General features: G+C 73.7%; 16 protein-coding genes and 1 pseudogene. 14 read left to right on the forward strand and 3 right to left on the reverse strand.

The features are described 5' to 3' along the window. Positions 1-281: 281 nt before the first annotated feature. The 4 genes from ACZ514_RS05790 to ACZ514_RS05805 all read left to right on the forward strand — a co-directional run bounded on the left by ACZ514_RS05790 (position 282) and on the right by ACZ514_RS05805 (position 4,781). Positions 282-893, forward strand: a complete 612-nt coding sequence (locus tag ACZ514_RS05790; RefSeq protein WP_003948568.1) for a response regulator transcription factor — start codon at positions 282-284, stop codon at positions 891-893. Between the two features lie 342 nt (positions 894-1,235). Then, positions 1,236-1,865 (forward strand): sigma-70 family RNA polymerase sigma factor, encoded by a 630-nt coding sequence (locus ACZ514_RS05795; RefSeq protein WP_468174843.1) that lies wholly within the window; start codon positions 1,236-1,238, stop codon positions 1,863-1,865. Between the two features lie 147 nt (positions 1,866-2,012). Continuing rightward, positions 2,013-3,512 carry an IMP dehydrogenase gene (gene guaB, locus ACZ514_RS05800; RefSeq protein WP_468174840.1) on the forward strand — a complete coding sequence of 500 codons (1,500 nt, stop codon included), beginning with the start codon at positions 2,013-2,015 and terminating at the stop codon, positions 3,510-3,512. 144 nt (positions 3,513-3,656) lie between these two features. Further along, positions 3,657-4,781, forward strand: coding sequence for a GuaB3 family IMP dehydrogenase-related protein (locus tag ACZ514_RS05805; RefSeq protein WP_468174837.1), 1,125 nt, complete (start codon positions 3,657-3,659; stop codon positions 4,779-4,781). Between the two features lie 72 nt (positions 4,782-4,853). Here the strand turns inward: ACZ514_RS05805 and ACZ514_RS05810 are convergent, their stop codons facing one another. After that, positions 4,854-5,327: a hypothetical protein gene (locus ACZ514_RS05810; protein WP_468174834.1), complete on the reverse strand. Its 474-nt coding sequence runs from the start codon at positions 5,325-5,327 to the stop codon at positions 4,854-4,856. Positions 5,328-5,485: 158 nt separating this feature from the next. Continuing rightward, positions 5,486-6,715 carry a nucleotide sugar dehydrogenase gene (locus ACZ514_RS05815; protein WP_468174832.1) on the reverse strand — a complete coding sequence of 410 codons (1,230 nt, stop codon included), beginning with the start codon at positions 6,713-6,715 and terminating at the stop codon, positions 5,486-5,488. Between the two features lie 254 nt (positions 6,716-6,969). Here ACZ514_RS05815 and ACZ514_RS05820 point away from each other — a divergent pair, with 254 nt between their 5' ends. The 7 genes from ACZ514_RS05820 (at position 6,970) to ACZ514_RS05850 (ending at position 21,234) form a co-directional block, all read left to right on the forward strand. Continuing rightward, positions 6,970-8,676: a glycerol-3-phosphate dehydrogenase/oxidase gene (locus ACZ514_RS05820; protein ID WP_469124209.1), complete on the forward strand. Its 1,707-nt coding sequence runs from the start codon at positions 6,970-6,972 to the stop codon at positions 8,674-8,676. 247 nt (positions 8,677-8,923) lie between these two features. Then, entirely contained in the window at positions 8,924-11,443 is a 2,520-nt protein-coding gene (locus ACZ514_RS05825) for a serine/threonine-protein kinase (protein WP_469124210.1), read from the forward strand. A 60-nt stretch (positions 11,444-11,503) separates the two neighbouring features. Further along, positions 11,504-14,161, forward strand: coding sequence for a protein kinase (locus tag ACZ514_RS05830; RefSeq protein WP_469124211.1), 2,658 nt, complete (start codon positions 11,504-11,506; stop codon positions 14,159-14,161). 114 nt (positions 14,162-14,275) lie between these two features. Next, positions 14,276-15,910, forward strand: coding sequence for a serine/threonine-protein kinase (locus tag ACZ514_RS05835; protein ID WP_469124212.1), 1,635 nt, complete (start codon positions 14,276-14,278; stop codon positions 15,908-15,910). A gap of 103 nt (positions 15,911-16,013) precedes the next feature. Beyond that, positions 16,014-17,645 carry a succinic semialdehyde dehydrogenase gene (locus ACZ514_RS05840; RefSeq protein ID WP_468174817.1) on the forward strand — a complete coding sequence of 544 codons (1,632 nt, stop codon included), beginning with the start codon at positions 16,014-16,016 and terminating at the stop codon, positions 17,643-17,645. 9 nt (positions 17,646-17,654) lie between these two features. Beyond that, positions 17,655-19,433: a GMC oxidoreductase gene (locus ACZ514_RS05845; RefSeq protein WP_469124213.1), complete on the forward strand. Its 1,779-nt coding sequence runs from the start codon at positions 17,655-17,657 to the stop codon at positions 19,431-19,433. A 181-nt stretch (positions 19,434-19,614) separates the two neighbouring features. Next, positions 19,615-21,234 (forward strand): COG1361 family protein, encoded by a 1,620-nt coding sequence (locus ACZ514_RS05850; RefSeq protein ID WP_469124214.1) that lies wholly within the window; start codon positions 19,615-19,617, stop codon positions 21,232-21,234. 283 nt (positions 21,235-21,517) lie between these two features. On the opposite strand, the pseudogene ACZ514_RS05855 reads toward ACZ514_RS05850, so the two are convergent. Next, positions 21,518-21,829: pseudogene (locus tag ACZ514_RS05855) on the reverse strand (chorismate mutase); the annotation flags it as partial. 257 nt (positions 21,830-22,086) lie between these two features. Between ACZ514_RS05855 and guaA the strand changes: the two are divergent. From guaA to ACZ514_RS05870, 3 genes are all read left to right on the forward strand, one after another. Next, positions 22,087-23,679 (forward strand): glutamine-hydrolyzing GMP synthase, encoded by a 1,593-nt coding sequence (gene guaA, locus ACZ514_RS05860; protein WP_468174808.1) that lies wholly within the window; start codon positions 22,087-22,089, stop codon positions 23,677-23,679. 170 nt (positions 23,680-23,849) lie between these two features. Then, a complete protein-coding gene (locus tag ACZ514_RS05865) occupies positions 23,850-24,635 on the forward strand; it encodes a class II aldolase/adducin family protein (protein ID WP_468174805.1) in 786 nt (261 codons plus the stop codon). Between the two features lie 94 nt (positions 24,636-24,729). Further along, positions 24,730-25,986 carry a hypothetical protein gene (locus ACZ514_RS05870; protein ID WP_468174802.1) on the forward strand — a complete coding sequence of 419 codons (1,257 nt, stop codon included), beginning with the start codon at positions 24,730-24,732 and terminating at the stop codon, positions 25,984-25,986. Positions 25,987-25,994: the final 8 nt, after the last annotated feature.

Below are 25,994 nucleotides of genomic sequence, written 5' to 3' on the forward strand. Positions count from 1 at the left end.
TCAGACACATGGCAAACGGAAGGAAAGCCGCCAAATAGGGCATAGCTCCAGATGGAGGACAGTTGCCTCGTGGCTCCGGCGCCGTGATCGCTTCCTCACGTAGAGTGCCGAAGGTGTCCGTCCGACCCGTAACTCTTTCGAGTGACCATCGTTGAGAGAGCGAGTGCGGTTGAAACGAGAGGTTCCCGGACAGGTGTCCGAGGGCATCGATCGCACAGGTGACGATACGTACCAGCCTGGAGGCTCAAGGTGACGCGCATCAGCAGCTGCGGAGGGCGGTCATGACTTCCGTCCTCGTCTGCGACGACTCCCCGCTTGCCCGAGAGGCGCTCCGTCGCGCGGTTGCCACCGTGCCCGGCGTCGAGCGTGTGACGACGGCTGCCAACGGCGAGGAAGTCCTCCGCCGCTGGGGTGCCGACCGCTCCGACCTGATTCTGATGGATGTACGGATGCCCGGGCTGGGCGGTGTCGAGACGGTCCGCCGGCTCCTGTCCGCCGACCCGGGTGCCCGCATCATCATGCTCACGGTCGCCGAGGACCTGGACGGCGTGGCCCTCGCGGTCGCCGCCGGCGCCCGCGGCTACCTGCACAAGGACGCCTCGCGCGCCGAGCTGCGGGCCACGGTCACCCAGGCGCTCGCCGACCCCACCTGGCGACTGGCCCCGCGCCGGCTCCGCTCGGCCGAGATGGGGGCCGCCCCCACCCTGACCGCGCGCGAGATCCAGGTGCTGGAGGGCATGAGCCACGGCCGGTCCAACGCGGAGATCGGGCGCGAGCTCTTCCTCTCCGAGGACACGGTCAAGACGCACGCCCGCAGGCTGTTCAAGAAGCTCGGCGCCTCCGACCGGGCGCACGCCGTGGCACTCGGCTTCCGCTGGGGCCTCGTCCGCTGACCGCCGTACCGGCGGCCGGCGGCCGGCGCGGTCCCGTCCGCCTCCGGCGGGCGGGGCGGCAGGCGTCCGCCGGCGCCGCCGCGGCGGAGGTCCCGCCGGCGCCCGGTGTTCCGCCGGGGATTGGCGGGGCACAATCCGGGGGACGTGTCGCTTCGGGCGCGATGCCGCATCCTTGATGGTGTGCCGCATTCTTGGAGAGGTCGAGTCCTCCGGGACGACGATTCGGGCCGAGCGGAGGGGAGGGCGCAGATGACGAGTTCCGGCGCACCCGCTCATAACGCTTCGATGCACAACACGGACCGCGATGCCGCGAACGCTCCCGCGCCAAGGCACCATGGATTGATGCGCGACGACGAGGCCCCGGGGTCACCCACGGCCACAGGCCCCACCGGCGCCGCCAAGGGCGGCAACGCCGGGGCCGTCGGCGCGCTCGTACGCCGCGCCGTCGACGGGGACGAGCAGGCCACGCACGACCTCCTGGCCTTCGTGCACCCCCTCGCCCTGCGCTACTGCCGCACCCGGCTGTCGCGGCTCCCCGGTGACGCCCGTCACTTCGTGGAAGACCTCGCGCAGGAGGTCTGCGTCGCCGTGCTGATGGCGCTCCCCCGCTACCGGGACACCGGCCGGCCCTTCGAGGCCTTCGTCTTCGCCATCGCCGCGCACAAGGTCGCCGACCTGCAGCGGGCCGCCATGCGGCATCCGGGGAGCACGGCCGTGCCCTCCGACGAGATGCCCGAGCGGCCGGACGACTCGCTGGGCCCCGAGGAGCGGGCGCTGCTCAGCAGTGACGCCGCCTGGGCCAAGAAGCTCCTCGCCAACCTGCCGGAGAACCAGCGCGAGCTGCTCGTCCTGCGGGTGGCCGTCGGACTGACCGCCGAGGAGACCGGCCAGATGCTCGGCATGTCCCCGGGCGCGGTCCGCGTCGCCCAGCACCGGGCCCTCAGCAGGCTGCGCGCGCTCGCCGAACAGTGACCGCCGCGGAGCCGCGCGTTCCCTTTCGTCCCGCCCCCGTCGTAGGAAACGACGAAACTTCCGGTTGACCTTGGTCGTGGAATGAGACGCCCCGGGATCCCGTTAGCATGGACATCCGCGCTGAGCAAGACCATTTGGGAAGGTGTCATGACCGCCGACGGAGTGCCCGACAAATTCGCCACGCTCGGACTGACCTACGACGACGTGCTGCTGCTGCCGGGCGCGTCGGACATGGCCCCCGACCAGATCGACACCTCTTCCCTCATCTCGCGCAACGTCCGGGTGAACGTTCCGCTGCTGTCCGCCGCCATGGACAAGGTCACCGAGTCCCGCATGGCCATCGCGATGGCCCGCCAGGGCGGCGTCGGCGTACTGCACCGCAACCTCTCCATCGCCGACCAGGCCAACCAGGTCGACCTGGTCAAGCGCTCCGAGTCCGGCATGGTCACCGACCCGATCACGGTGCACCCGGACGCGACGCTGCGCGAGGCCGACGAGCTCTGCGCCAAGTTCCGCATCTCCGGCGTCCCGGTCACCGACTCCGCCGGCAAGCTGCTCGGTATCGTCACCAACCGCGACATGGCGTTCGAGTCGGACCGCAGCCGCCAGGTGCGCGAGGTCATGACCCCGATGCCGCTGGTCACCGGCAAGGTGGGCATCTCCGGTGTGGACGCCATGGAGCTGCTGCGCCGCCACAAGATCGAGAAGCTGCCGCTGGTCGACGACGCGGGCATCCTCAAGGGCCTCATCACGGTCAAGGACTTCGTCAAGGCCGAGAAGTACCCGAACGCGGCCAAGGACAAGGACGGCCGACTGCTCGTCGGCGCGGCCGTCGGTGTCGCCGGCGACGCGTACGAGCGCGCCCAGGCGCTGATCGAGGCCGGCGCCGACTTCATCGTCGTCGACACGGCCCACGGTCACTCCCGCCTGGTCGGCGACATGGTCGCCAAGATCAAGTCGAACGGGTCCGTCGACGTCATCGGCGGCAACGTCGCCACCCGCGACGGCGCCCAGGCGCTGATCGACGCCGGCTGCGACGGCATCAAGGTCGGCGTCGGCCCCGGCTCCATCTGCACCACCCGCGTCGTCGCCGGCATCGGCGTCCCGCAGGTCACCGCCATCTACGAGGCCGCCCTCGCCGCCAAGGCCGCGGGCGTCCCCGTCATCGGCGACGGCGGTCTCCAGTACTCCGGCGACATCGCGAAGGCCCTCGTCGCGGGCGCCGACACGGTCATGCTCGGCTCGCTGCTCGCGGGCTGCGAGGAGTCCCCGGGCGAGCTGCTCTTCATCAACGGCAAGCAGTTCAAGTCGTACCGCGGCATGGGCTCGCTCGGCGCGATGCAGAGCCGCGGCGACCGCAAGTCCTTCTCCAAGGACCGCTACTTCCAGGAGGGGGTCGGCGGCGACGACAAGCTGATCCCCGAGGGAATCGAGGGCCAGGTCCCCTACCGCGGCCCGCTCTCCGCGGTCGTCCACCAGCTGGTCGGCGGTCTGCGCCAGTCGATGTTCTACGTCGGCGGCCGCACCGTCCCCGAGCTCCAGGACCGGGGCCGCTTCGTCCGGATCACCTCGGCGGGCCTCAAGGAGAGCCACCCGCACGACATCCAGATGACGGTGGAAGCACCCAACTACAGCCGCAAGGGCTGAGCACGACGATCGCCCGAGGGGGCGGACCCGGCCGGGTCCGCCCCCTCGGGCGTGCCCGGGCCGTCCGTACAGCGGTCACCGGGACGCGGGCCCCCGCCCTTCGGGGATACTGGACGGGCAGACCCAGAGGAAAGGCCACCACACGTGACTGAGATCGAGATCGGGCGCGGCAAGCGCGGCCGCCGGGCGTACGCCTTCGACGACATCGCCATCGTCCCCAGCCGGCGTACGCGGGACCCGAAGGAGGTCTCGATCGCCTGGCAGATCGACGCGTACCGCTTCGAGCTCCCCTTCCTGGCCGCCCCCATGGACTCCGTGGTCTCCCCGCGGACCGCGATCCGCATCGGCGAGCTCGGCGGCCTCGGCGTGCTGAACCTCGAAGGTCTGTGGACCCGCTACGAGGACCCGCAGCCGCTGCTGGACGAGATCGCGGAGCTGGACGAGGCGAGGGCCACCCGCCGCCTCCAGGAGATCTACTCCGCGCCGATCCAGGCCGACCTCATCGGCCGGCGGATCAAGGAGGTGCGCGACTCGGGCGTCGTCACCGCCGCCGCGCTCTCCCCGCAGCGCACCGCGCAGTTCTCCAAGGCCGTCGTCGAGGCGGGCGTGGACATCTTCGTCATCCGCGGCACCACCGTCTCCGCGGAGCACGTCTCCGGCGCCGCCGAGCCGCTGAACCTCAAGCAGTTCATCTACGAGCTGGACGTCCCGGTCATCGTCGGCGGCTGCGCCACCTACACGGCGGCCCTGCACCTGATGCGCACCGGTGCCGCGGGCGTCCTCGTCGGCTTCGGCGGCGGCGCCGCGCACACCACGCGCAACGTGCTCGGCATCCAGGTCCCGATGGCCACCGCCGTCGCCGACGTGGCCGCGGCCCGCCGCGACTACATGGACGAGTCCGGCGGCCGCTACGTCCACGTCATCGCCGACGGCGGCGTGGGCTGGTCCGGCGACATCCCGAAGGCCGTGGCCTGCGGTGCCGACGCCGTGATGATGGGCTCCCCGCTGGCCCGCGCCACCGACGCCCCTGGCAAGGGCAACCACTGGGGCATGGAGGCCGTCCACGAGGACGTGCCGCGCGGCAAGAAGGTCGACCTGGGCACCGTCGGCACCACCGAGGAGATCCTCACCGGCCCGGCGCACAACCCGGAGGGCTCGATGAACCTCTTCGGCGCGCTGCGCCGCTCGATGGCCACCACCGGCTACAGCGAGCTCAAGGAGTTCCAGCGGGTCGAGGTCACGGTCGCGGACTCGCAGCACAGCCGCTGACCACCCCCCGTACGAAGCCGGAGGGCCGGCACCCCAGGCAGGGTGCCGGCCCTCCGGCGTGCGGGGTGCCCGTCAGTCGTTGACCTTCTTGGCCGAGCCGAAGGCGACGAAGGCGCCGATGGCGAGGAAGACGAGGGTCATGAAGCCCGCGCCTTCCTTCCAGACGCTGTTCAGACCGGTGACGCCGACCTTGTCGAGTACGTCGAGCACGCCGGTGTTGCCGATCTTGGCCATGGCGAGCGCGATGAAGAACATCTGACCGAGGTAGACGGCGCCGAGGGCCGCCACGGCGGAGACCACGGGCAGGACGGGGTTGCGGCCGCCCGCCTTTCCGGCGGCCAGGCCCACGAGCAGGCCGACACCCGCGGCCGCGTAGCCGAACTCGCGGTCGAGGGCGTTCATGATGCCGCCGTACGCGGCCGCCGCGAGCAGGGCGGCCACGACCGCGGCCGCGACGCCCAGGCCGACGTTGCCGCCGCGGGCCGGTGCCGGGGCGGGGGCCTCGGTGTAGGGCGAGGGCGCGGGAGGCTGGAAGTTCTGGCTCATCGGGAAATCCCCCCCAGGGATTCGGGCGCACCGCGGCCGTCAGGCGTAAGTGCGGGATAAGTGACGCCGCAGGCTAACAGGGGACGATGACATTCCCCCCGGGGTTTCCGGTCGGATGATCGAACCGGGACCGGCCCGTGATCCTAGGAAGGGGCCGGTCAGAGGCGGTGGGCCGCGCCGGCGGGGCTGGCGCCGCGGGTGTCGAGGAGGAGCTGGGCCTTCACCGCCAGGCCCTGCATGTCGTACGTGCGGTGGTGCTGGAGCAGGATCGTGAGGTCGGCGTTCGCGGCGGCCTCGTAGAGCGAGTCGGCGCGCGGCACGGGCCGGTCGCGGACCCGCCAGCCCGCGATGTACGGGTCGTGGTAGCTGATCAGCGCACCGAGGTCGAGGAGCCGGCTGGCGATCTCGCCGGCCGGGGAGCCCTCCTGGTCCGCGAGGTCGGGCTTGTAGGTGACGCCCAGCAGGAGGACGCGGGCCCCGCGCGCGGACTTGCCGTGCTCGTTCAGCAGGGTGGCGCAGCGCTGGATGACGTACTGCGGCATCCGGTTGTTGATCTCCTGCGCCAGGCCGACCATGCGCAGGGGGTGGCCGGGGGTGCGGGTGGTGTGGGGGAGGTAGTTGGGGTCGAGGGGGACGCCGTGGCCGCCGACGCCCGGGCCGGGACGGAAGGCCTGGAACCCGTACGGCTTGGTCTCGGCGCAGCGGATGACGTCCCACAGGTCGACGCCGAGGTCGTGGCAGAGGACGGCCATCTCGTTCATCAGGGCGATGTTGACGTGCCGGTAGTTGGTCTCCAGGAGCTGCACCGTCTCCGCCTCGCGCAGGCCGCGGGCCCGGACGACCTTGTCGGTGAGGCGGGCGTAGAAGGCGTGCGCGGACTCGGTGCAGGCGGGGGTGAGGCCGCCGATCACCCGGGGGGTGTTGGAGATGGTGTGGGTCCGGTTGCCCGGGTCCAGGCGGCTGGGGGAGTAGGCCAGGTGGAAGTCCCGGCCCGCCCGCAGGCCCGAGCCCTCCTCGAGGATGGGCCGCAGGTAGTCCTCGGTGACGCCCGGGTGGGCGGCGGACTCGAGGATCACGGTGGTGTGCGGGCGCAGCCGGGCCGCGAGGGTGCGGCCGGCCTCGCCGACGGCCCCGAGGTCGAGCGCGCGGTCGGCGCCGAGCTGGGTGGGGGCGCAGATGACGGCGGTGCGGACCCGGCCGAGCTCGGCGGGGTTGGTGGTGACCCGGAAGCCGGCCGCCGACATGCGGCGGATCTCGGCGGCGGTGAGGGTGCTGTCCGTGGCGGGGCCGCTGTCGTAGCCGACGGTCTCGATTCCGGCGGCCACGGCCGCCTGGGCGAGGGGGAGGCCGAGGTGGCCGAGTCCGATGACGGCGAGATCTGCGGGCATGGGGGGCCGTCCCTTCCCTTCCCTGGCATGCATGAGGGGGCGGTGCGCGCAAGTCCTGTGGACGACTGGAGCTGGCGCAATGTCAGACTAGGCGTATATATGACAGATATGTCGCATTGTGGGGTGGTCGTCGCCGTTGTGTTGTCCACAGGCGGTGGCTGATGTGGGTGCGGCCGGTCAGAATCGTGGGGCGGGGGATGTGAGCGGGATCACCCGCACCGAGCGGGTACGGCCCGCACCAACGGGAGGCAGCCGTGAGGACAGCGACACTGGGACCGGAGCAGCGCTCGGAGGCGCTCGCCCGGATGGCCGAGCGGGAAATGGACGTGCTGGTCGTCGGCGCGGGGGTGGTCGGCGCGGGCACCGCACTGGACGCGGCCACCAGAGGCCTGTCGACGGGGCTGGTGGAGGCCCGGGACTGGGCGTCCGGGACGTCGAGCCGGTCGAGCAAGCTGATCCACGGCGGCCTGCGCTACCTGGAGATGCTCGACTTCGCGCTCGTGCGCGAGGCGCTCAAGGAGCGCGGGCTGCTGCTGGAGCGGCTCGCCCCGCACCTGGTCAAGCCGGTGCCCTTCCTGTACCCGCTCCAGCACAAGGGCTGGGAGCGGTTCTACGCCGGCTCGGGCGTGGCCCTCTACGACGCCATGTCCGTCTCCAGCGGACACGGGCGCGGGCTGCCCACCCACCGCCACCTCTCGCGCAAACGGGCCCTGCGCATCGCGCCGGCCCTGCGCAAGGACGCCCTGGTGGGCGCCCTCCAGTACTACGACGCCCAGATGGACGACGCGCGCTACGTCGCCACGCTGGTCCGGACGGCCGCGGCGTACGGGGCGCACTGCGCCAACCGGGCGAGGGTGGTCGGCTTCCTGCGCGAGGGCGAGCGGGTCGTCGGGGCGAAGGTGCGCGACGTCGAGGGCGGCGGCGAGTACGAGATCCGCGCGAGGCAGATCGTGAACGCGACCGGGGTGTGGACGGACGACACCCAGGCACTCATCGGGGAGCGCGGGCAGTTCCACGTACGGGCGTCGAAGGGGATCCACCTGGTGGTCCCGAAGGACCGGATCCACTCGAACACCGGACTGATCCTGCGGACCGAGAAGTCGGTGCTGTTCGTGATCCCGTGGGGCCGGCACTGGATCGTGGGGACCACCGACACGGACTGGGACCTGGACAAGGCGCACCCGGCGGCGTCGAGCGCGGACATCGACTACCTGCTGGAGCACGTGAACTCGGTACTGGCCGTGCCGCTCACGCGGGACGACGTCCAGGGCGTGTACGCGGGCCTGCGGCCGCTGCTGGCCGGGGAGTCGGACGCGACCAGCAAGCTGTCCCGCGAGCACACCGTGGCCCACCCGGTGCCGGGCCTGGTGGTGGTGGCGGGCGGCAAGTACACGACGTACCGGGTCATGGCGAAGGACGCGGTCGACGAGGCGGTGCACGGGCTGGACCAGCGGGTCGCGGAGTGTGTGACGGAGGACGTGCCGCTGGTGGGGGCGGAGGGCTACCGGGCCCTGTGGAACGGCCGCGCCCGCATCGCCGCCCGGACGGGGCTCCACGTGGTGCGGGTGGAACACCTGCTGAACCGCTACGGATCGCTGACGGAGGAACTGCTCGACCTGATCGCCGCCGACCCCGGGCTGGGGGAGCCGGTGACCGGGGCGGACGACTACCTGCGGGCGGAAATCGTCTACGCCGCCTCCCACGAGGGGGCGCGGCACCTGGACGACGTGCTGACGCGGCGGACCCGGATCTCCATCGAGACCTTCGACCGGGGCACGCGATCGGCGCGCGAGTGCGCGGAGTTGATGGCTCCGGTGCTGGGCTGGGACGAGCAGCAGATCGAGAAGGAGGTCGAGCACTACGGGAAGCGGGTCCAGGCGGAGCGGGAATCGCAGCGCCAGCCCGACGACCAGACCGCGGACGCGGCACGGCTGGGGGCGCCCGACATCGTTCCGTCCTGACGCCCCGCGCGCGAAGCGCGCTGCGCCCCACACCGTCTGACGGACCGGAGGTCCGTGTGCGCACGGGCGTCTTCGCGGCCCGGAGGCCTGGGCATCCTGTAGTCGGACGGCGAAGGGAACCGCCGGACCCGGGGCTCCCGTCGGATGCGGAGTGAGCAACAATGAGGTTTCCGCCGGGGTGGATTACCGTGCCCCCCGGCGGCTGCCGATGCAGCCGGGGCAGGCTGCACGATCGCAGAGGGGACGCATGTCGAAGCCGGAGCACACCGAGTCGTCTGCCGGGGCGCCTGCGGCGAAGCTGGATGGCGGGGCCGCGGCTGCTCCGGCGGACAGGCATGCCGAGGAACCCGGGCACACCGAGGACGCGGGGTCCGCCGACGACGCCGGTCCCGCGACGACCGGGCCGGCCGCCGTTCCTCCGCCGCGGTCCGGCACGACCGGGAGCGGGCCCGCACCGGCGCCCGGCGCCCAGGCGGATCCTGACGCCGCGAAGGGCGCGAGCGCCGAAGCGGAATCCGCTCCGGAGGACGCGAAGCAGCCCGAGGGCACGGCTCCGGAGGATGTGAAGAAGCCCGAGAACGCGAAGCCCGAGGACGTGAAGAAGCCCGAGGGTGTGAAGAAGCCCGAGGACGCGAAGACGGCCAAGGGCGCCGCTCCGGAGGACGTGAAGGCGCCTCAGGACGCGAAGCCCGGGGGCGCGGGCAAGGCGGGTTCCGGCGCCGTGAAGCCGGCGGCCAGGCCGCAGGCCGGCGCCGCGAAGGCGGAGGACGCCGGTTCCGGTGCCGCGCCCGCCAAGGCGGCCGCGGCGAAGGCCGTCCCCGCCAAGGCCGTTCCCGCGAAGGCCGCGGCGGCGGACGGCGACGACGGCGACGCCGGCGAGACGGCCGAAGACGCCCGGCGCGCAGGGCGGTTGCTGGCCGGGCGGTACCGGCTGGGCGCCGTACTCGGCAAGGGCGGCATGGGCACCGTGTGGCGCGCCGAGGACGAGGTCCTCGGCCGGACGGTCGCCGTCAAGGAACTCCGCTTCGGCAACGGCGTCGACGAGGACGAGAAGCGCCGCCTCATCACCCGGACCCTCCGCGAGGCCAAGGCCATCGCGCGCATCCGCAGCGAAGGCGCCGTCACCGTCTTCGACGTGGTCGACGAGGACGCCCGGCCCTGGATCGTCATGGAGCTCATCGAGGGCCCCTCGCTCGCCGAGTTCGTCCGTGAGAACGGCCCGCTGACCCCGCGCCGCGCGGCCGAGGTCGGCCTCGCCGTGCTCGACGTGCTCCGCGCCGCGCACCGGCAGGGGATCCTGCACCGCGACGTGAAGCCGTCCAACGTGCTCATCGCCGCCTCCGGCCGCGTCGTGCTCACCGACTTCGGGATCGCGCAGGTGGAGGGCGACCCGTCCATCACCTCCACCGGCATGCTCGTCGGTGCCCCTTCGTACATCTCCCCGGAGCGTGCCCGCGGCAGCAAGCCCGGCCCGCCCGCCGACATGTGGTCGCTCGGCGGGCTGCTGTACGCGGCCGTCGAGGGCGTGCCCCCGTACGACAAGGGCAACGCGCTCGCCACCCTGACCGCCGTGATGACCGAGCCCGTGGACCCGCCGCGCAACGCCGGCCCGCTGACCGAGGTCATCTACGGGCTGCTGGTCAAGGACCCGGCCCGGCGCCTCGGTGACGACCAGGCGCGGGCGATGCTCACCGCCGTGGTCAACGCCCCCGAGCCGGTGGCCGTGGAGCCGGACCCGCAGCCGGTCCCGCCGGTCGAGGAGACCCGGCCGATCTCCCTCACCAAGGCCGACGCGGCCGCCGAGAAGGCGGCCAAGAGGGAACGCGAGCGCCGTGAGCGCGAGCAGCGCGAGCGGACCCGCGCCGCGCTGAAGGCCGCCCGCAAGGCGGCCGCCGCCGAAGCCGCCTCCACGGCCCCGCCGGCCCGGCCCGCGCAGCCCGTGGCGCCGCTCACCGACGTGATGTCGCGCCGCACGATCGTGCTGGCCATAGCCGGGGTGGTCGTGGTCCTCGCGGTGGTCGGCTCGCTCATCGCGTACATGGTCAACGGTGACGACGAGGACGGCCGTACCGACCAGGGCAAGGGCGGCCCCGGCCCGGCCGTGACGGGCAGCCCCACGCCCGGGGGCTCCGCCGGCAACGCCCCCGCCTCGGCCGGTTCCTCGCCGAGCCCGAACCCGAGCGGCACGCCCGGCACGCCCGCACCCGGCGGCAGCGCCGACCAGGGCCAGAGCCAGGGGCAGGGGCAGGGGCAGAACCAGGGCCAGGGCCAGGGGCAGGGGGCCAGCCCCGGTGGTCCCGCCGCCGGGCTCCCGGCCGGTTTCGCCACCGTGACGGACCTCCGGTACCACTTCTCGATGGCCATGCCCGAGGGCTTCCGCCAGACCGACACCGCCGGTGCCGACTCCGGCGCGATATACAGCCGCGACGGCGGCTTCCCCCGGATCCAGGTCGACTACACCAACAGCCCCGGCAACGACGCCCGCCTCGCCTGGGCCAAGCTCGCCCCGGCCGTGGCGGGCAGCAGCAAGGGGTACCGCCAGATCCGCCTGGACACGGTGGACTACCGGGGCTACCCGACCGTCGCCGACTGGGAGTTCGAGCGGGAGCAGCAGGGCGTACGCGTCCGCGTCCTCGACCGCGGCTTCAAGACCGACTCCACGCACGGTTACGCCATCATGATCAGCTGCGCGGCCGACCAGTGGGACGGCCCCGAATGCACGCAGCTGCGCAACACCGCGTTCGAGACCTTCCAGCAGTTGGGCTGACGGGCTCTCCAAGCCCGGGACGCGGGCGGCCCCGGCGACGTATCGTGTCCAGCGGGGGCCATGGGGACCGCACTCGGGGGAGGCGATGTGGAGGACTACGCCGGCCGGATCCTGTCCGACCGCTACCGCCTGCCGATTCCGCCGTCCGACGAGTACGAGCCGATGGAGACCCGCGCCTTCGACACGCGCAGCGGGCAGGAAGTCCTCGTGCGGCAGGTGCCGCTGCCCGAGGTCGTGGACGCGGAGCTGCTCGACGGAACCAGTGCGCGGGCCGTGGCCGCCGGGGAACCGCCCGGAGTCCGGCGGGCCATCGCCGCCGCGCAGGCCGCCGCCTCCGTGCCCGACCATCCGCGCCTCGACCAGGTCTTCGACGTGTTCGCGGAGGACGGCTCGCTGTGGATAGTGAGCGAACTCGTCCCCGCCAGGCCGCTGGCCGCGCTGATCGCCGACGAACCGCTGAGCCCGTACCGGGCCGCTGAGGTGGCCTCCGACGTGCTGACCGCGCTGCGCGTGCTGCACGCGCACGGCTGGACGCACCGCAACATCACCGCGCGGACCGTGCTGATATGCGAGGACGGTCGGGTCGTCCTGACGGGTCTGGCGGCCGGCGCCGCCGAGGACGCCCTGTGCGGGTACGACCCGGTGCCGCCGCCGGACACCGGGGAGCCGGGCACGGACGCCGACGCCGCCTGGGGCACCCCGCCGCCGTCGCCGGGGCAGGCGCCGCCCGCGCGGCCGGTGCCGCCGCCGGAGCCCGCGCCGCCCGGCATCCGTGACGAGGGGCCCCGGTACGCGCCGCTGGTGGCGCCCGGCTACGACACGGGCCCGCGCTACACGGACCACATCACCCCGGAGCCGGCCGGTTCCGCGCCGCCGCAGCAGGTCCGGCGGGCGGCGCCGCCCCCGCCCGCCCCGTCCGCGCCCGCCCCGCCCGCGCAGGACCGGGCCGCCGCCGAGGCCGCCGCCCGCGCCGGGACCGTCGCCGCGTACCGGGCGGGAACCCGGGCCGCGACCGCCGAGGTGGCGCGCCAGCGCGGCCAGCGCGGTCCCGTGGTCGTGCCGGTGCTGCCGCCGACCGGGGCCAACCTGCCCCAGGAGTACGCGTACCCGTACGGGGGACCCGGCACCGCCGCCACCCCCTGGCACGGGGTCGCCCCCCGCCGCCCGGCGGAGCCGGAACCCGAGCCGCGTCCCGAGCCCGAGCCGCGGCCCGGGCCGTCGCGGGCCGCCGCCGCGGAGCCGGCTTCCGCGCCGCATGCGGCGCCGTCCGCCGAGCCCCCCGCCGGGCCGGCCCAGCCCGTGCTGCCCGCCCAGCTGGCCCTTCCGCAGGGCTTCCGCCAGGCCGAGGCCCCCGCGCCGCCGGAGCCGCCGCGCCCCCCGGCCCCCCGTCCGCCGGCCCCCCGTCCGCCGCACGCGCCCGCACCCGTCGCGCCCGCCCCCGTCGCGTCCGCAGCCGTCACGGGCCCCGCCGCCCCCGCGCCCCGTCCCCGCGAGGCCGGTGCCTGGGGCGGCCCCCGCACCGGCCTCGACGCCGAGCGGGCCCGCCAGACCCGGATGGCCGTCGTCGGCCCCCTCACCGAGCGCTGGGCTCCCGAGCAGGCCGCCGGCCCCGTCCAGGGCAACTGGCAGCTGGCCGCGCCCATCGGCCCCGCGACCGATCTCTGGGCCCTCGGAGCCCTGCTGTACCGCGCCGTCCAGGGACACGCCCCCTACCCCGAGGACAGCGTCGCGGAGCTCGTCGAGATGGTCTGCGCCGAGCCGCCCGCCTTCGCCGAGGACTGCGGCCCGCTGCGCCCCGTCGTGGAATCGCTGCTGCGCCAGGACCCCACCGAGCGGCCCGACTTCGAGGAGCTGCGCGGCTGGCTGCGCTCGCTGGTGCGCTCCGCCCCGGAGCCGGAGGGGGACTTCGCCGGGCTGCCGCTGCCCGAGCCGGACCCCGCCCGGCTGCCCGTCGTACGCCGCCGCGGCGACCTGCACGGGCGCCACCGCAACGCCGCCACGCCCCGAGGGCCGCGCTCCCTCGGCCGGTTCCTGCTGGTCGGCGTCCTGGCCCTGCTCGCGGGCGGGGTGGCGTACGCGATGCTCTTCATGCCGCGCGCGACGGACCCGGGGCAGCAGCCCACCGCCGCCCAGAGCCCGGCGGCATCCGCCCCGGCACAGCCCGGTCCCCGGCCGGACCCCGCGTCCGGGAGCGCGCGGCCGTCGGGCGGCACCCCGGGCGGCACCCCGGAGTCCAAGCCCGCCCCGCAGGGTGACGCGCCCGCGCCGGCGGGCTACACCGTCCAGCAGGACCCGGCGCACTTCAGCATCGCCGTGCCCGACGGCTGGGAGCGCCAGTCCCTCAACGAGGCCGGTCAGGTGCGCTACACCCAGGGCCAGTTCACCCTGATCGTCGTACCCGGCCGGGACCGGGTCGAGGGCGGCGGTCCGGATCCGCTGGGCTACCAGAAGGACAAGGAGCCCGAGCTGGCCCCGTACCGCAACTCCACCTGGGCCTCCGGCGGGGACGTCAAGTCCACCAAGGTGGGGCAGCAGTTGCGGGTCACGGGCCGCTACACCTGGATCGACGCGGCGGGCCGGTCCCTTTTCGCCCGTAATTTCGTCGTGGCGCTCGGCGGCGCCTACCACGTCGTCATGGTCACGGGTCCGGAGGACAACCAGGACAAGGTCACCGACGTCTTCGAGAAGGCAACGGCGAGTTACAAAGCCGGCGGCTGACGGGCGATCAGTACGGCGATTGCGTCACAGTGCTGTCTTACGGGCCCCGCCCGGTTCCGGCAGCGCCCGCGGGCTCCGTAATCTGGCGTGGAGTGCACAGAGCGGCGGGAATTCGTGGAACAGCAGACAGGCGCGGGTGCGGTGCTCGCGGGCCGGTACCGGCTCGTGGAGCCCATCGGCAGCGGCGGCATGGGGAAGGTGTGGCGCGCGCATGACGAGCTGCTGCACAGGACGGTCGCGGTCAAGGAACTGACGGCGGGGCTGTACGTCGCCCAGGCCGACCGGGAGGTCCTGCACGCCCGTACGCAGAAGGAGGCGCGGGCGGCGGCCCGGATCCAGCATCCGGCGGTCGTCACCGTCCACGACGTGCTGGAGCACGACGACCGGCCGTGGATCGTGATGGAACACATCGACGGTCCCTCCCTCGCGGAGGCGGCCAAGGCGGCCGGCCGGATCGAGCCCCGCGAGGCGGCCCGGATCGGCCTGCACGTGCTGGGCGCGCTGCGCGCGGCGCACGCGGTCGGCGTGCTGCACCGGGACGTGAAGCCGGGCAACGTGCTGCTGGCCAAGGACGGCCGGGTGCTGCTGACCGACTTCGGGATCGCCGCGATCGAGGGGGACTCCTCGATCACGCGTACGGGTGAACTCGTCGGCTCCATCGACTACCTGGCCCCGGAGCGGGTCACCGGCGGCGCCCCCGACCCGTCCTCCGACCTGTGGTCGCTGGGCGCCACCCTCTACACGGCCGTCGAGGCCCGCTCGCCCTTCCGCCGCACCTCGCCGATCTCCAGCCTCCAGGCCGTGGTGAACGACGAGCCGCCCGTGCCGCGCCAGTCCGGCCCCCTGGGCCCGGTCATCACCGCGCTACTGCGCAAGGACCCCGCCGAGCGGCCCTCGGCCGCGGAGGCCGAGCGGATGCTGCTGGAGGCGATGGAGGGCCGCGAGCCCAAGGCCGCCCAGGCGTACGTGCCCACCCGCGCGGTGAGCGGCGAGGAGCGGGCCTCCGCCCGGGCCGCCCTGCCCCCGGCATCCGAGCCCGAGCCCGCCCCCGCGCCCGCGCAGGGCGCCACCACCGCCCTGCCCGAGCGGCCGGCGGCCCCCGCCGGGCGCCCGCCGGGCCGGCTGCGGCGGGTGGCCGTGGTGGCGCTGGTGGCGGCGCTGCTCGGCGGCGGCGCCGTCTTCGGCCTGCTGAAGTACACCGGTGACGACGGGGACGCGGGCCGGGGCGGCGGCTCGGACAAGGGCGCGGGTGCCACCGGCGGGCAGGCCGGCCACAAGGACCCGGCCGGGCCGCCGGCCGGGTGGAACGAGGTCGTGGACCCGTCGGGCTTCACGCTGTTCGTGCCGCAGGGCTGGACGCGCCAGACGGACGGCAACCAGATCGACTACACGGCGGACAACGGCAAGCACTTCATCCGGATCGCGGCGGACCGCACCCCGGACTACAAGGACCCGTACGCGCACGTGCTGGACCTGGAGAAGCAGGTGCAGAAGCGGACGGACTACAAGCGGCAGAAGCTGAACCCGAACACCTTCCGGGACAGCACCGACGCCGTGCTGTGGGACTTCACGTGGACCGAGAAGGGCGTGCACGCCGGACCGCGGCGGGCCATCGAGCAGATGTACGTCGCCCCGAACGGCACCGAGTACGCGATCTACATGTCGGGCCCCACCGCCGACTGGGCGACCACCCGCCAGCAGTTCGACATCGTGCTCAGCGGCTGGGAGCCGGCCCCGAAGGGGAGCTGAGCCGACCGCCCCCGGCCATCCTGCCAGCGATCACTGGCAGATTTGGCAAAATCCGGTTACCCACGGGTACCCAAAGGTGCGCCCGCGCAATACGCTCACGGCCATGACGGACTCGCAGGCCCCCGCCGCCCCCCTCCGCACCGCACCGCAGCCCACCAACCCGGTCGCCCCGGCCCCGGCAGGCGCCCGTACCGCCGCCGACGTGGTGACCCCCGACCTGGTCACCCGGCTCACCCGCGGAGTGATCGGCTCCGGCCGTACCGCCAACCACACCCCCTTCACCGGGGCCGTGCTGGCGGACCTGCCCGAGGCCACCCCCGAGGACGTGGCCACCGCCTTCGCGAGGGCCCGCGCCGCCCAGCCCGCCTGGGCCGCGGTCCCCGTGCGCCGGCGGGCCGCCGTACTGCTGCGCTTCCACGACCTGGTCCTCGCCCGCCAGGCCGAGGTCCTCGACCTCATCCAGCTGGAGACCGGCAAGGCCCGCCTGCACGCCCACGAGGAGGTCCAGGCCGTCGCCGTGGCCGCCCGCCACTACGGCCGCAAGGCGCCCTCGTACCTGCGCCCCAAGGGCCACACCGGTGCCATGCCCACCCTCACCAAGGTCACCGAGCTCCGCCAGCCGCGCGGCGTGGTCGGCCAGATCGCCCCCTGGAACTACCCCCTCGAACTGTCCGTCGGCGACGCCCTGCCCGCCTTCGTCTCGGGCAACGCCGTCGTCATGAAGCCCGACACCGAGACCGCGCTCACCGCCCTGTGGGCCCGCGACCTGCTCATCGAGGCCGGGCTGCCCGCCGAGGTCTTCCAGGTCGTCCTCGGCGAGGGCCCCGTCGTCGGCCCCGAGGTGGTCCGGCACGCCGACTACGTGTCCTTCACCGGCTCCACCCGCACCGGCCGCGAGGTCGCGCGGGGCGCGGCCGCCCGCCTGGTCGGCGTCTCCCTCGAACTCGGCGGGAAGAACGCCATGCTCGTCCTGCACGACGCCGACGTGGAGAAGGCCGCCGCCGGCGCCGTCCGCGCCTGCTTCTCCTCCGCCGGCCAGCTGTGCATCTCCATCGAGCGCCTCTACGTCCACGACTCCATAGCCGACGCCTTCGTCGAGCGCTTCGCCGCCCGCACCAAGGCGATGCGGCTCGGCAACTCCCTCGCCTACGGCGCCGACATGGGCTCGCTCGTCGGCGAACGCCAGCTGGAGACCGTACGGCGGCACGTGGACGAGGCCGTCGCCAAGGGCGCCACCCTCGTCGCCGGCGGCGTGGCCCGCCCCGACATCGGACCGCTCTTCTACGAGCCCACCATCCTCGACGGGGTCGAGGCGCCCATGGCGGTCTGCGCCGAGGAGACCTTCGGCCCGGTCGTCTCGGTCTACCGCTTCACCGACGAGGACGAGGCCGTCGCCCGGGCCAACGCCACCCCCTACGGACTCAACGCCAGCGTCTGGACCAAGGACGCCCGCCGGGGCCACGCGGTCGCCGCCCGGCTGCGCACCGGCACCGTCAACATCAACGACGGCTACGCCCCCGCCTACGGCAGCGCCCAGGCCCCCATGGGCGGCATGAAGGAATCCGGCCTCGGCCGCCGCCACGGCTCCGAGGGCATCCTCAAGTACACCGAGGCGCAGACCGTCGCCCACCAGCGGCTGCTCCCCATGGCGCCCTCGCTCGGCATGGACGACGAGCAGTACGCCCGCTTCATGACCACCAGCCTCAAGGTCCTCAAGGCCCTCCGACTGCGCTAAGGGGCATCCGTGCCGTACGACTACGACGTCATCGTCATCGGATCGGGCTTCGGCGGCTCCGTCTCGGCGCTGCGCCTCACCGAGAAGGGCTACCGGGTCGGCGTCCTGGAGGCAGGACGCCGCTTCACCCGCGAGGGACTGCCCCGCACCAGCTGGGACCTGCGCAACTACCTGTGGGCCCCCGCCCTCGGGCTGTACGGGATCCAGCGCATCCACCTCCTCGGGAACGTGATGGTGCTCGCGGGCGCCGGGGTCGGCGGCGGCTCGCTCAACTACGCCAACACCCTGTACGTGCCGCCCGCCGCCTTCTTCGAGGACCGGCAATGGGCCTCCATCACGGACTGGCGGACGGAACTCGCCCCGTACTACGAGCAGGCCAAGCGGATGCTCGGCGTGCGCCTCAACCCGACGCTCACCCCCTCCGACGTCCACCTGAAGGCCGTCGCGGAGAAGATGGGCGTCGGGGACTCCTTCCACATGGCGCCGGTCGGCGTCTTCTTCGGTGACGGCGAGGACGCCGGCGGGCAGCCGAAGGTCCGCCCCGGCCAGGAGGTCGCCGACCCGTACTTCGGCGGCGCCGGACCCGCCCGCAAGGCGTGCACCGAGTGCGGCGAGTGCATGACGGGCTGCCGGCACGGCGCGAAGAACACCCTCAACGAGAACTACCTGTACCTGGCCGAGCGGGCCGGCGCCGTCATCCACCCCATGACCACCGTCACCGCGCTCGCCGAGCACCCCGACGGCGGCTACCGGATCCGCACCGTCCCCACCGACCGGCGCCGCACCGGCCGCGCCCGGGTGCTGCGCGCCCAGTACGTGGTGGTCGCGGCGGGCACGTACGGCACCCAGACCCTGCTGCACACCATGAAGGACCTCGGCGAGCTGCCCCGGATCTCCGGCCGGCTCGGCGACCTGACCCGGACCAACTCCGAGGGCCTGGTCGGGGCCCAGACCGACGACCGCCGCTACGGCAGGCGACACGGCGGTGCCCGGGCGGACTTCACCCGGGGCGTGGCCATCACCTCGTCCGTGCACCCCGACGCCGACACCCACATCGAGCCCGTCCGCTACGGCAAGGGCTCCAACGCCATGGGGTTCCTGACGATCCTCCAGGTGCCCCACGCCCGGCACCGGGTACGGGCCTGGTTCGCCCGCACCGCCACCCACCCGGTGCAGCTGCTGCGCTCCCTGTCGAACCGGCGCTGGTCGGAGCGGACCATCATCGGCCTGGTCATGCAGTCCCTGGACAACTCGCTGACCACCTACCGCAGGCCCGGCGGCCCCGGAAAGGGCCTGCTGACCGCCCGCCAGGGCCACGGCGCGCCCAACCCGGTGCAGATCGCGGAGGCCACCCGGGCGGCGACCCTGCTGGCCGAGGAGATCAACGGCTTCCCGGGCAGCAACATCGGCGAGCTGATGGGCACCCCGCTGACCGCGCACTTCCTCGGCGGCTGCCCGATCGGCGCCTCGGCGGAGGACGGCGTGGTGGACCCGTACCACCGGCTGTACGGGTACCCGGGGATCTCGGTGGTCGACGGTTCGGCGGTCTCCGCCAACCTCGGGGTCAACCCGTCCCTGACCATCACGGCGCAGGCGGAGCGGGCGATGTCGTACTGGCCGAACAAGGGCGAGGCGGACCGGCGGCCCGCGCAGGGGGCGGCGTACCAGCGGCTGGAGGCGGTGGAACCGATCCGTCCGGCCGTGCCCAAGGAGGCCTTCGGCGCGCTGCGGCTGCCCTTCCTCGCGGTCCCCGAAGTCCCGCCCCGGCAACCGGAACCCGGGCACTGACACCGGCAAGGTCACGACGGTGAGTACCGCGCTCCCCCTCCGAGCGCGGTACTCACCGCGGTACATGAGTGGACTGGCGGTCGCCGAAAAAGGTTGTACCGGAATCCTTTGCGGTGGTCTGTGGTGTCGGTCACACACCCAAGTGCGCAACCGCGACGGCGGTCCGGGGGTCAAGGGGGGCATGAGACAGCGCATCTCCCTGCTGGCCGCGTGCGGCCTGGTGGCCGTGGGGCTGACCACCCCCGCCGCGATGGCCGCCGAAACCGCGGACCCCGTCTTCCGCCTGTCCGGTCCGGCCGCCCTCGCCCTGCGGCCGGGCTCCCCGCAGCCGGTGACCCTGCACTACGGACTGCTCGACGCCGACGCCTTCGGCGGCGCGTCCACCCTCACCTTCGACCTGACCGGGCTCGCCGGCGTCGCGTCCGTGAAGGAGGCGGCCGGGGGCAAGAAGTGCGAGGACAAGGGGACCACCCTCGTCTGCAAGGACACGGGCCCCCACGCCGGCGTGGACCTGGAGGCCGTCGCCGTGAAGGACGCCAAGGACGGCGCCTCGGGCGAGCTCACGGTGACCGGCACGGCGGCCGGGGCCACCATCACCCCCGCCTCGACCACCGTTTCGGTGGGCGGCCCCGACCTGGTCATGCGGAAGCTGGACCTGAAGACGGACCCGAAGCCGGGCGACAGCCAGGCCCTGCCCCTGGTCTTCAGCAACGAGGGCACGCAGCCGGCGAAGGGGGTGGTCCTGGAACTGGAGGCCACCCACGGGCTGGAGTTCCCGGAGCGGTATGACAACTGCACCTACCGCACCACCCGCACCTCGACCACCGCCGTCTGCACCGTCGAGGGGGAGTTCGAGGCCAAGGCCGCCTACGAACTGGCCGGCGACAGCCCGCTGCACCTGAAGGCCGGCCCGCACGCCCTCGACGAGCGGTTCGGCTACGGCATCTACCCGGCGCGCTCCCCCAAGCAGGCGGCGGACACCGACGCCAAGGGCCCCGCCGCCAACGGCCCCACCGCCTCCGGCCGCAAGCTCGTCGCCCGCAAGAAGGCCGCGCCCGCCGCCGTGTCCCCGTACGGGCCCGACCTCAACCCGGCCGACAACAAGCGCGTCCTCACGCTCGCCGTGCCGAACCGGGCCGACTTCGCGGCCGAGCCCCTCACGGTCAAGGGCGCCGCCGGGAGCCAGGTCAAGGCCGTCGTCGCCGCACGCAACAACGGTCCCGCCTGGGTCACCGGCACCGGCACCGGCCCCGCGGCCGTGATCGACGTGGCCCTCCCGAAGGGCGTCAAGGTCCTCACGGCTCCGGCGGCCTGCCGCGCCGTGCAGCCGGCGCAGTACCGCTGCGCCACCGGGAGGTCCGTGCTGGAGAACGAGAAGCTGACGTTCCCCTTCGAGCTGAGGATCGAGAAGGCGGTCAAGGACGCCAAGGGCGCCGTCACCGTCGGCCGCCTCGGCGAGAAGGGCGAGCTCGAGAAGCACGGCTTCGACCCGGTGCTCGCCAACAACCAGGCCGCCTTCACGGCCAACCCGGCGGTCACCCCCACGACGTCGCCGAGCGCCTCCACCTCCGGCAGCCCCTCGGCGAGCACCTCGGCGAGCGCCTCGGCCAGCCCGAGCGGCACCACCGGATCCACCGCAGGCGCCGGTGCCTCGGCCGCAGCCGGCCGCGGCGGCGGCCCGCTGGCCTCCACCGGCAGCACGGCGGGCCTGGTCGGCGTCGCCGGCGCCGGGCTGGTCGCGGTCGGCGCCGCGCTCTACCTGTCGTTCCGCCGCCGCAGCGGTGGCGGAGCGCACGCGTGAGGGCGTAGCGGGCGGCACCCGGACGACGGAAAGACGAACGGCCGGCCCGGGGCGTCCCCCGGACCGGCCGTTCTCATGGGTGACCGGGCCGCTGTCCCCTGCGGTCCGGCCACACGGGGGAGCGAGGTCCCACGACGCGCGCCGTCGGGCGTCGCGCCTCATCGCTCCCGTGGATCCACGCGTGGTGCTGCGTCCCGCGCCTGGCTGGCACGGACAACCTCCCCAACGAAGGCTCCCCGGGCCGGTCACGGCCCGGACGGGTGACGAACGGGCGCCCGCGCGGTCAGACGCGGCCGCGGCACAGCTCCAGCAGGGTCATCGCGAGGGCGGTCCCGGGCTTGCCGAGGGCGTCGCTCCAATGGGAGAGCACCTCCATCTCGCGCGAGAGGTGCACCCGCCGCCCGCCCGCCCCGATGCGGGCCTCCTGGATCACGGCCGAGACGGCCATCCGCTCCTGGATCAGCCCGATGATCCGGTCGTCGAGGGCGTCGATGCGCTCGCGGGAACCGGCGATCAGCTGCTCGGGGGTGGTGGTGATCGTGTTCATGGCATCTCTCCTGTGGTGGGTGGTGGGCGGTGGCCCGGCAGGAGCGGAAACGCGGAGCGCCCCGGTCCTGTCGGACCGGGGCGCTCTGGGAAGTCAGCGGCTCAAGCGAGCATCACACGGACCCATGGCGACCGGACCGGCCGGTGCCATAGGTAAAGAGGAAGCTCAGCTGCTTGCGCACGGTACGGATTATGACCACGGGCCCCCGCTCCCGGCCAACCGGGTTCGGATGGTGAGACGAAAGGGAGGTGCCGCCCCCCGTTAGAATCGACAAAACACACCCTCTTCCGCCGGAAGGCCGTCCCGTGCCAGAAGCACCCTCCGCCGCCCACGACAGCGCCCCGGACACGGTTCTCGTCGTCGACTTCGGCGCCCAGTACGCCCAGCTCATCGCCCGCCGCGTCCGCGAGGCCCGGGTCTACAGCGAGATCGTGCCCAGCACGATGCCCGTGGCCGAGATGCTCGCCAAGGAGCCCAAGGCGATCATCCTCTCCGGCGGGCCGTCCTCCGTGTACGAGGAGGGTGCCCCGCGCCTGGACGACGCCCGCGGCCTCTTCGAGGCCGGTGTCCCGGTCTTCGGCATGTGCTACGGCTTCCAGCTGATGGCGACGACCCTCGGCGGCACCGTCGACAACACCGGCGCCCGCGAGTACGGCCGCACCCCGCTGGCCGTCTCCAAGAGCGGCTCCACCCTCTTCGAGGGCACCCCGGAGAACCAGTCGGTGTGGATGTCCCACGGCGACGCCTGCTCCGCCGCCCCCGAGGGCTTCACGGTGACCGCGTCGACGAACGTCGTCCCGGTCGCGGCCTTCGAGAACGACGAGAAGCGCCTGTTCGGCGTGCAGTACCACCCCGAGGTGATGCACTCCACGCACGGCCAGCAGGTCCTGGAGCACTTCCTGTACCGGGGCGCGGGCCTGAAGCCCACCTGGACCACCGGCAACATCGTCGAGGAGCAGATCGCGGCCATCCGCGAGCAGGTCGGCGACAAGCGCGCCATCTGCGGCCTGTCCGGCGGCGTGGACTCGGCGGTCGCCGCGGCCCTCGTCCAGAAGGCCATCGGCTCCCAGCTGACCTGCGTGTACGTCGACCACGGCCTGATGCGCAAGGGCGAGACCGAGCAGGTCGAGAAGGACTTCGTCGCGGCCACCGGCGTCCAGCTGAAGGTCGTCGACGCCCAGGAGCGCTTCCTGAACGCGCTGGCCGGCGTCTCCGACCCGGAGACCAAGCGCAAGATCATCGGCCGCGAGTTCATCCGCGTCTTCGAGCAGGCCCAGATGGAGATCCTCCAGGAGGACGGCCCGGCGGTCGCCTTCCTCGTCCAGGGCACCCTGTACCCGGACGTCGTCGAGTCCGGCGGCGGCACCGGCACCGCCAACATCAAGTCCCACCACAACGTGGGCGGCCTCCCCGACGACATCGAGTTCGAGCTCGTCGAGCCGCTGCGCCAGCTGTTCAAGGACGAGGTCCGGATGGTCGGCCAGGAACTCGGCCTGCCGGAGGAGATCGTCCAGCGCCAGCCCTTCCCGGGCCCCGGCCTCGGCATCCGCATCGTCGGCGAGGTCACCAAGGAGCGCCTGGACCTGCTGCGCGAGGCCGACGCCATCGCCCGCCAGGAACTCACCGCCGCCGGCCTGGACCGGGAGATCTGGCAGTGCCCGGTCGTCCTGCTCGCGGACGTCCGCAGCGTGGGCGTCCAGGGCGACGGCCGCACCTACGGCCACCCGATCGTGCTGCGCCCCGTCTCCTCCGAGGACGCCATGACCGCGGACTGGACGCGCATGCCGTACGAGGTGCTGGCCCGGATCTCGACCCGCATCACCAACGAGGTGCCGGACGTGAACCGCGTGGTCCTGGACTGCACCAGCAAGCCCCCGGGCACCATCGAGTGGGAGTAGTCCCCGCCCGCGGTGCCGACGGAGCCGCCGCCCCCTTCGGGGGGCGGCGGCTCCCGCCTTTCCCGGGGCCTTCCGGGGCTTTCCCGGGCCTGCCTCTGGTCACTTCGGGGCCGCGCCGGTAGCTTGCCCCGGCGCACGGCCACGCGGCCCGCGACCCGGAGGAGGCACGCATGCCGGACCAGCCCGTACCCGTGCCGGTGGACCGGCTGGCCTTCGAGATGCCGCCCGCGTACGAGGACCCGGCCGAGGAGCGCGCCCACCGCAAGGAGCGGCTCGCCGGGGCGCTGCGGCTGCTGGGGCGCCTCGGGTACGAGGACGGCGTCGGCGGGCACGTCACCGCCCGGGACCCCGAATACGACGACTGCTACTGGGTCAACCCCTTCGGCCGGGCCTTCACCGGCCTCCGCCCGGAGGACCTGCTGCTGGCCGACGGCGACGGGCGGGTCCGGGAGGGCGGCCGGCGGCTCAACGAGCTGGCCTTCGCCGTGCACGCCGCCGTGCACCGGGCCCGCCCCGACGCCGTCGCGGTGGTCCGTACCCAGGGCCCGTACGGCAGGGCGCTGGCCTGCCTCGGCGAGCTGCTGGCCCCGGTCACGCAGGAGGCCTGCGCCTTCTACGAGGACCACGCGCTGCTGGACGAGTACCCGGGGGACGGCGTCCCCGACCCGGCACGGACCGCCCGCGCCCTCGGCCCGTACAAGGCGCTGATCCTGCGCAACCAGGGGCTGCTGACGGTCGGCGGTTCGGTGGACGCGGCCGTCTGGTGGTTCATCGCGGCGGAGCGGGCCGCCCAGGCGCAGCTCATCGCGCGGGCCGCCGGCAAACCGGTCCCCGTCGGCCACCGCGCCGCCGTGGCCACCCGGGAGCGGTTCGGCGGTGACCTCGCCGCGTGGGTGAGCTACCAGCCGCTGTGGCAGACCGTCACGGAGGGTGGCGTCAACATCATGAACCGTTAATCACCTGCTCTGACATCGTGCGCAATCCGGAGCACTGTCGCAGTGGTGCACAATTCGCTGGCATTGCACCGAAGTTCAGAGAGGCGGCACGCACGTGGCTGTCCAAGAGATGTCCCGGAGTACCCATACCGCCGTCTGCGCCTGCGACGACTGCGCACGGGAGGGGCACCGCAGAGCGGTCGCCGCCTTCCTCGAGAAACGGGACGAGTTCGCCGCCGGGCAGGGGGTGCCGGCCGCGGTGGCCCACTCGCTCGGCGCCTCCCGCCAGTGGGTGTCCGACGAGCTGGCCCTGTCCGCCCGGACCGTCGCGGACCGGGGCCGGGAGGCCGGGCACTCCTGGCTGTACCTGTTCTCGCGGCGGGCCGTTCTCGCCCTGTGGATCGCCGCCGGGCTGCTGCTGGTGGTCCAGGTCGGCACCGCGCTCGGCACCGGCTGGTCCACCGCCCGCACCGCGGCGCTGCTGGCCGCGCTGGCCCTGGCCGGACTGCTCACCGCCGCCGCCCGCGCCCAGTCGCTGCGGGGCGGACTGCTGGCCCCCGTCGTCGGGGAGGACAACCGGCTGTCCACCTCCAAGGCGGTGCCGAGCGCCTGGCTGGTGCTGACCGCCTTCGCGGCCCTGCTGCCCGCACTGCGGCTGGCCGCCTCCTCACCCGGCCCCGAGCGCGAGGCCCTGTACCAGGGGTTCGCGCTGGGGCGGGCGCTGCCGCTGCTGTCGGTGGTCGCGCTGACCTCGGGGGTGGCGGTGCTGGTGCGCCGCGTGGTCTCCGTACGCATCCTGGGGCAGCGGCTGCAGAAGCTGCCGGCGGACCGCCCGCGCGGGGTGGACCTGCTCACGGACGACGACGGCCGCGGCAGCTTCCCGGACGCGCAGTACGTGCTCGTCTCCACCGTGGTGCTGGCCTACGCGGCGGTGTCGCTGGCCCGCTTCCCCGACCGGCTGCCACAGCTGCCGTGGGCGCTGGCCCTGCTGGTGGCGCTGTCCGCGGCCGTGTACCTCGCGGCGAAGTACGCCGAGGGGAGCCGCCCGCTGGTGCTCTCGGTGGTCCGCAGGCGCGAGCCCGGGGACATCGACGCGGCCGTCCGTCCCGGTGACGACATCGAGATCCGCGGCGTCGGCTTCGTGCCTCCCGGGGCGCAGACCCCGGAGATGCTCGCCCGGCTGGTCGTGCGGATCGGCGCGGTCCACGTGCACGTGCCGCTGGTCCCGGTGGCCGGCGGGTTCACCAACCCCTCCGACGCGGTGCTCACCGTCCCCGTGCCGGCGGAGGTGGAGCCCGGCCGGGTGGACGTGCAGGTCGTCACGGCGGCGGGGGTGGAATCCAACCGCTGCGTCATCGACGTGGCCGAGTGAACGGGGTA

Source organism: Streptomyces sp. NPDC034086 (assembly GCF_055575515.1).

What these genes read in the sequence shown, in the direction of transcription:
- ACZ514_RS05865 (WP_468174805.1), top strand. Translation starts at nt 23,850, where the DNA reads ATGCCGGACCAGCCCGTACCCGTGCCGGTGGACCGGCTGGCCTTCGAG.
- ACZ514_RS05840 (WP_468174817.1), top strand. Translation starts at nt 16,014, where the DNA reads ATGACGGACTCGCAGGCCCCCGCCGCCCCCCTCCGCACCGCACCGCAG.
- ACZ514_RS05795 (WP_468174843.1), top strand. Translation starts at nt 1,236, where the DNA reads ATGCGCGACGACGAGGCCCCGGGGTCACCCACGGCCACAGGCCCCACC.
- ACZ514_RS05825 (WP_469124210.1), top strand. Translation starts at nt 8,924, where the DNA reads ATGTCGAAGCCGGAGCACACCGAGTCGTCTGCCGGGGCGCCTGCGGCG.
- ACZ514_RS05810 (WP_468174834.1), bottom strand. Translation starts at nt 5,327, where the DNA reads ATGAGCCAGAACTTCCAGCCTCCCGCGCCCTCGCCCTACACCGAGGCC.
- ACZ514_RS05815 (WP_468174832.1), bottom strand. Translation starts at nt 6,715, where the DNA reads ATGCCCGCAGATCTCGCCGTCATCGGACTCGGCCACCTCGGCCTCCCC.
- ACZ514_RS05830 (WP_469124211.1), top strand. Translation starts at nt 11,504, where the DNA reads ATGGGGACCGCACTCGGGGGAGGCGATGTGGAGGACTACGCCGGCCGG.
- guaB (WP_468174840.1), top strand. Translation starts at nt 2,013, where the DNA reads ATGACCGCCGACGGAGTGCCCGACAAATTCGCCACGCTCGGACTGACC.
- ACZ514_RS05850 (WP_469124214.1), top strand. Translation starts at nt 19,615, where the DNA reads ATGAGACAGCGCATCTCCCTGCTGGCCGCGTGCGGCCTGGTGGCCGTG.
- ACZ514_RS05790 (WP_003948568.1), top strand. Translation starts at nt 282, where the DNA reads ATGACTTCCGTCCTCGTCTGCGACGACTCCCCGCTTGCCCGAGAGGCG.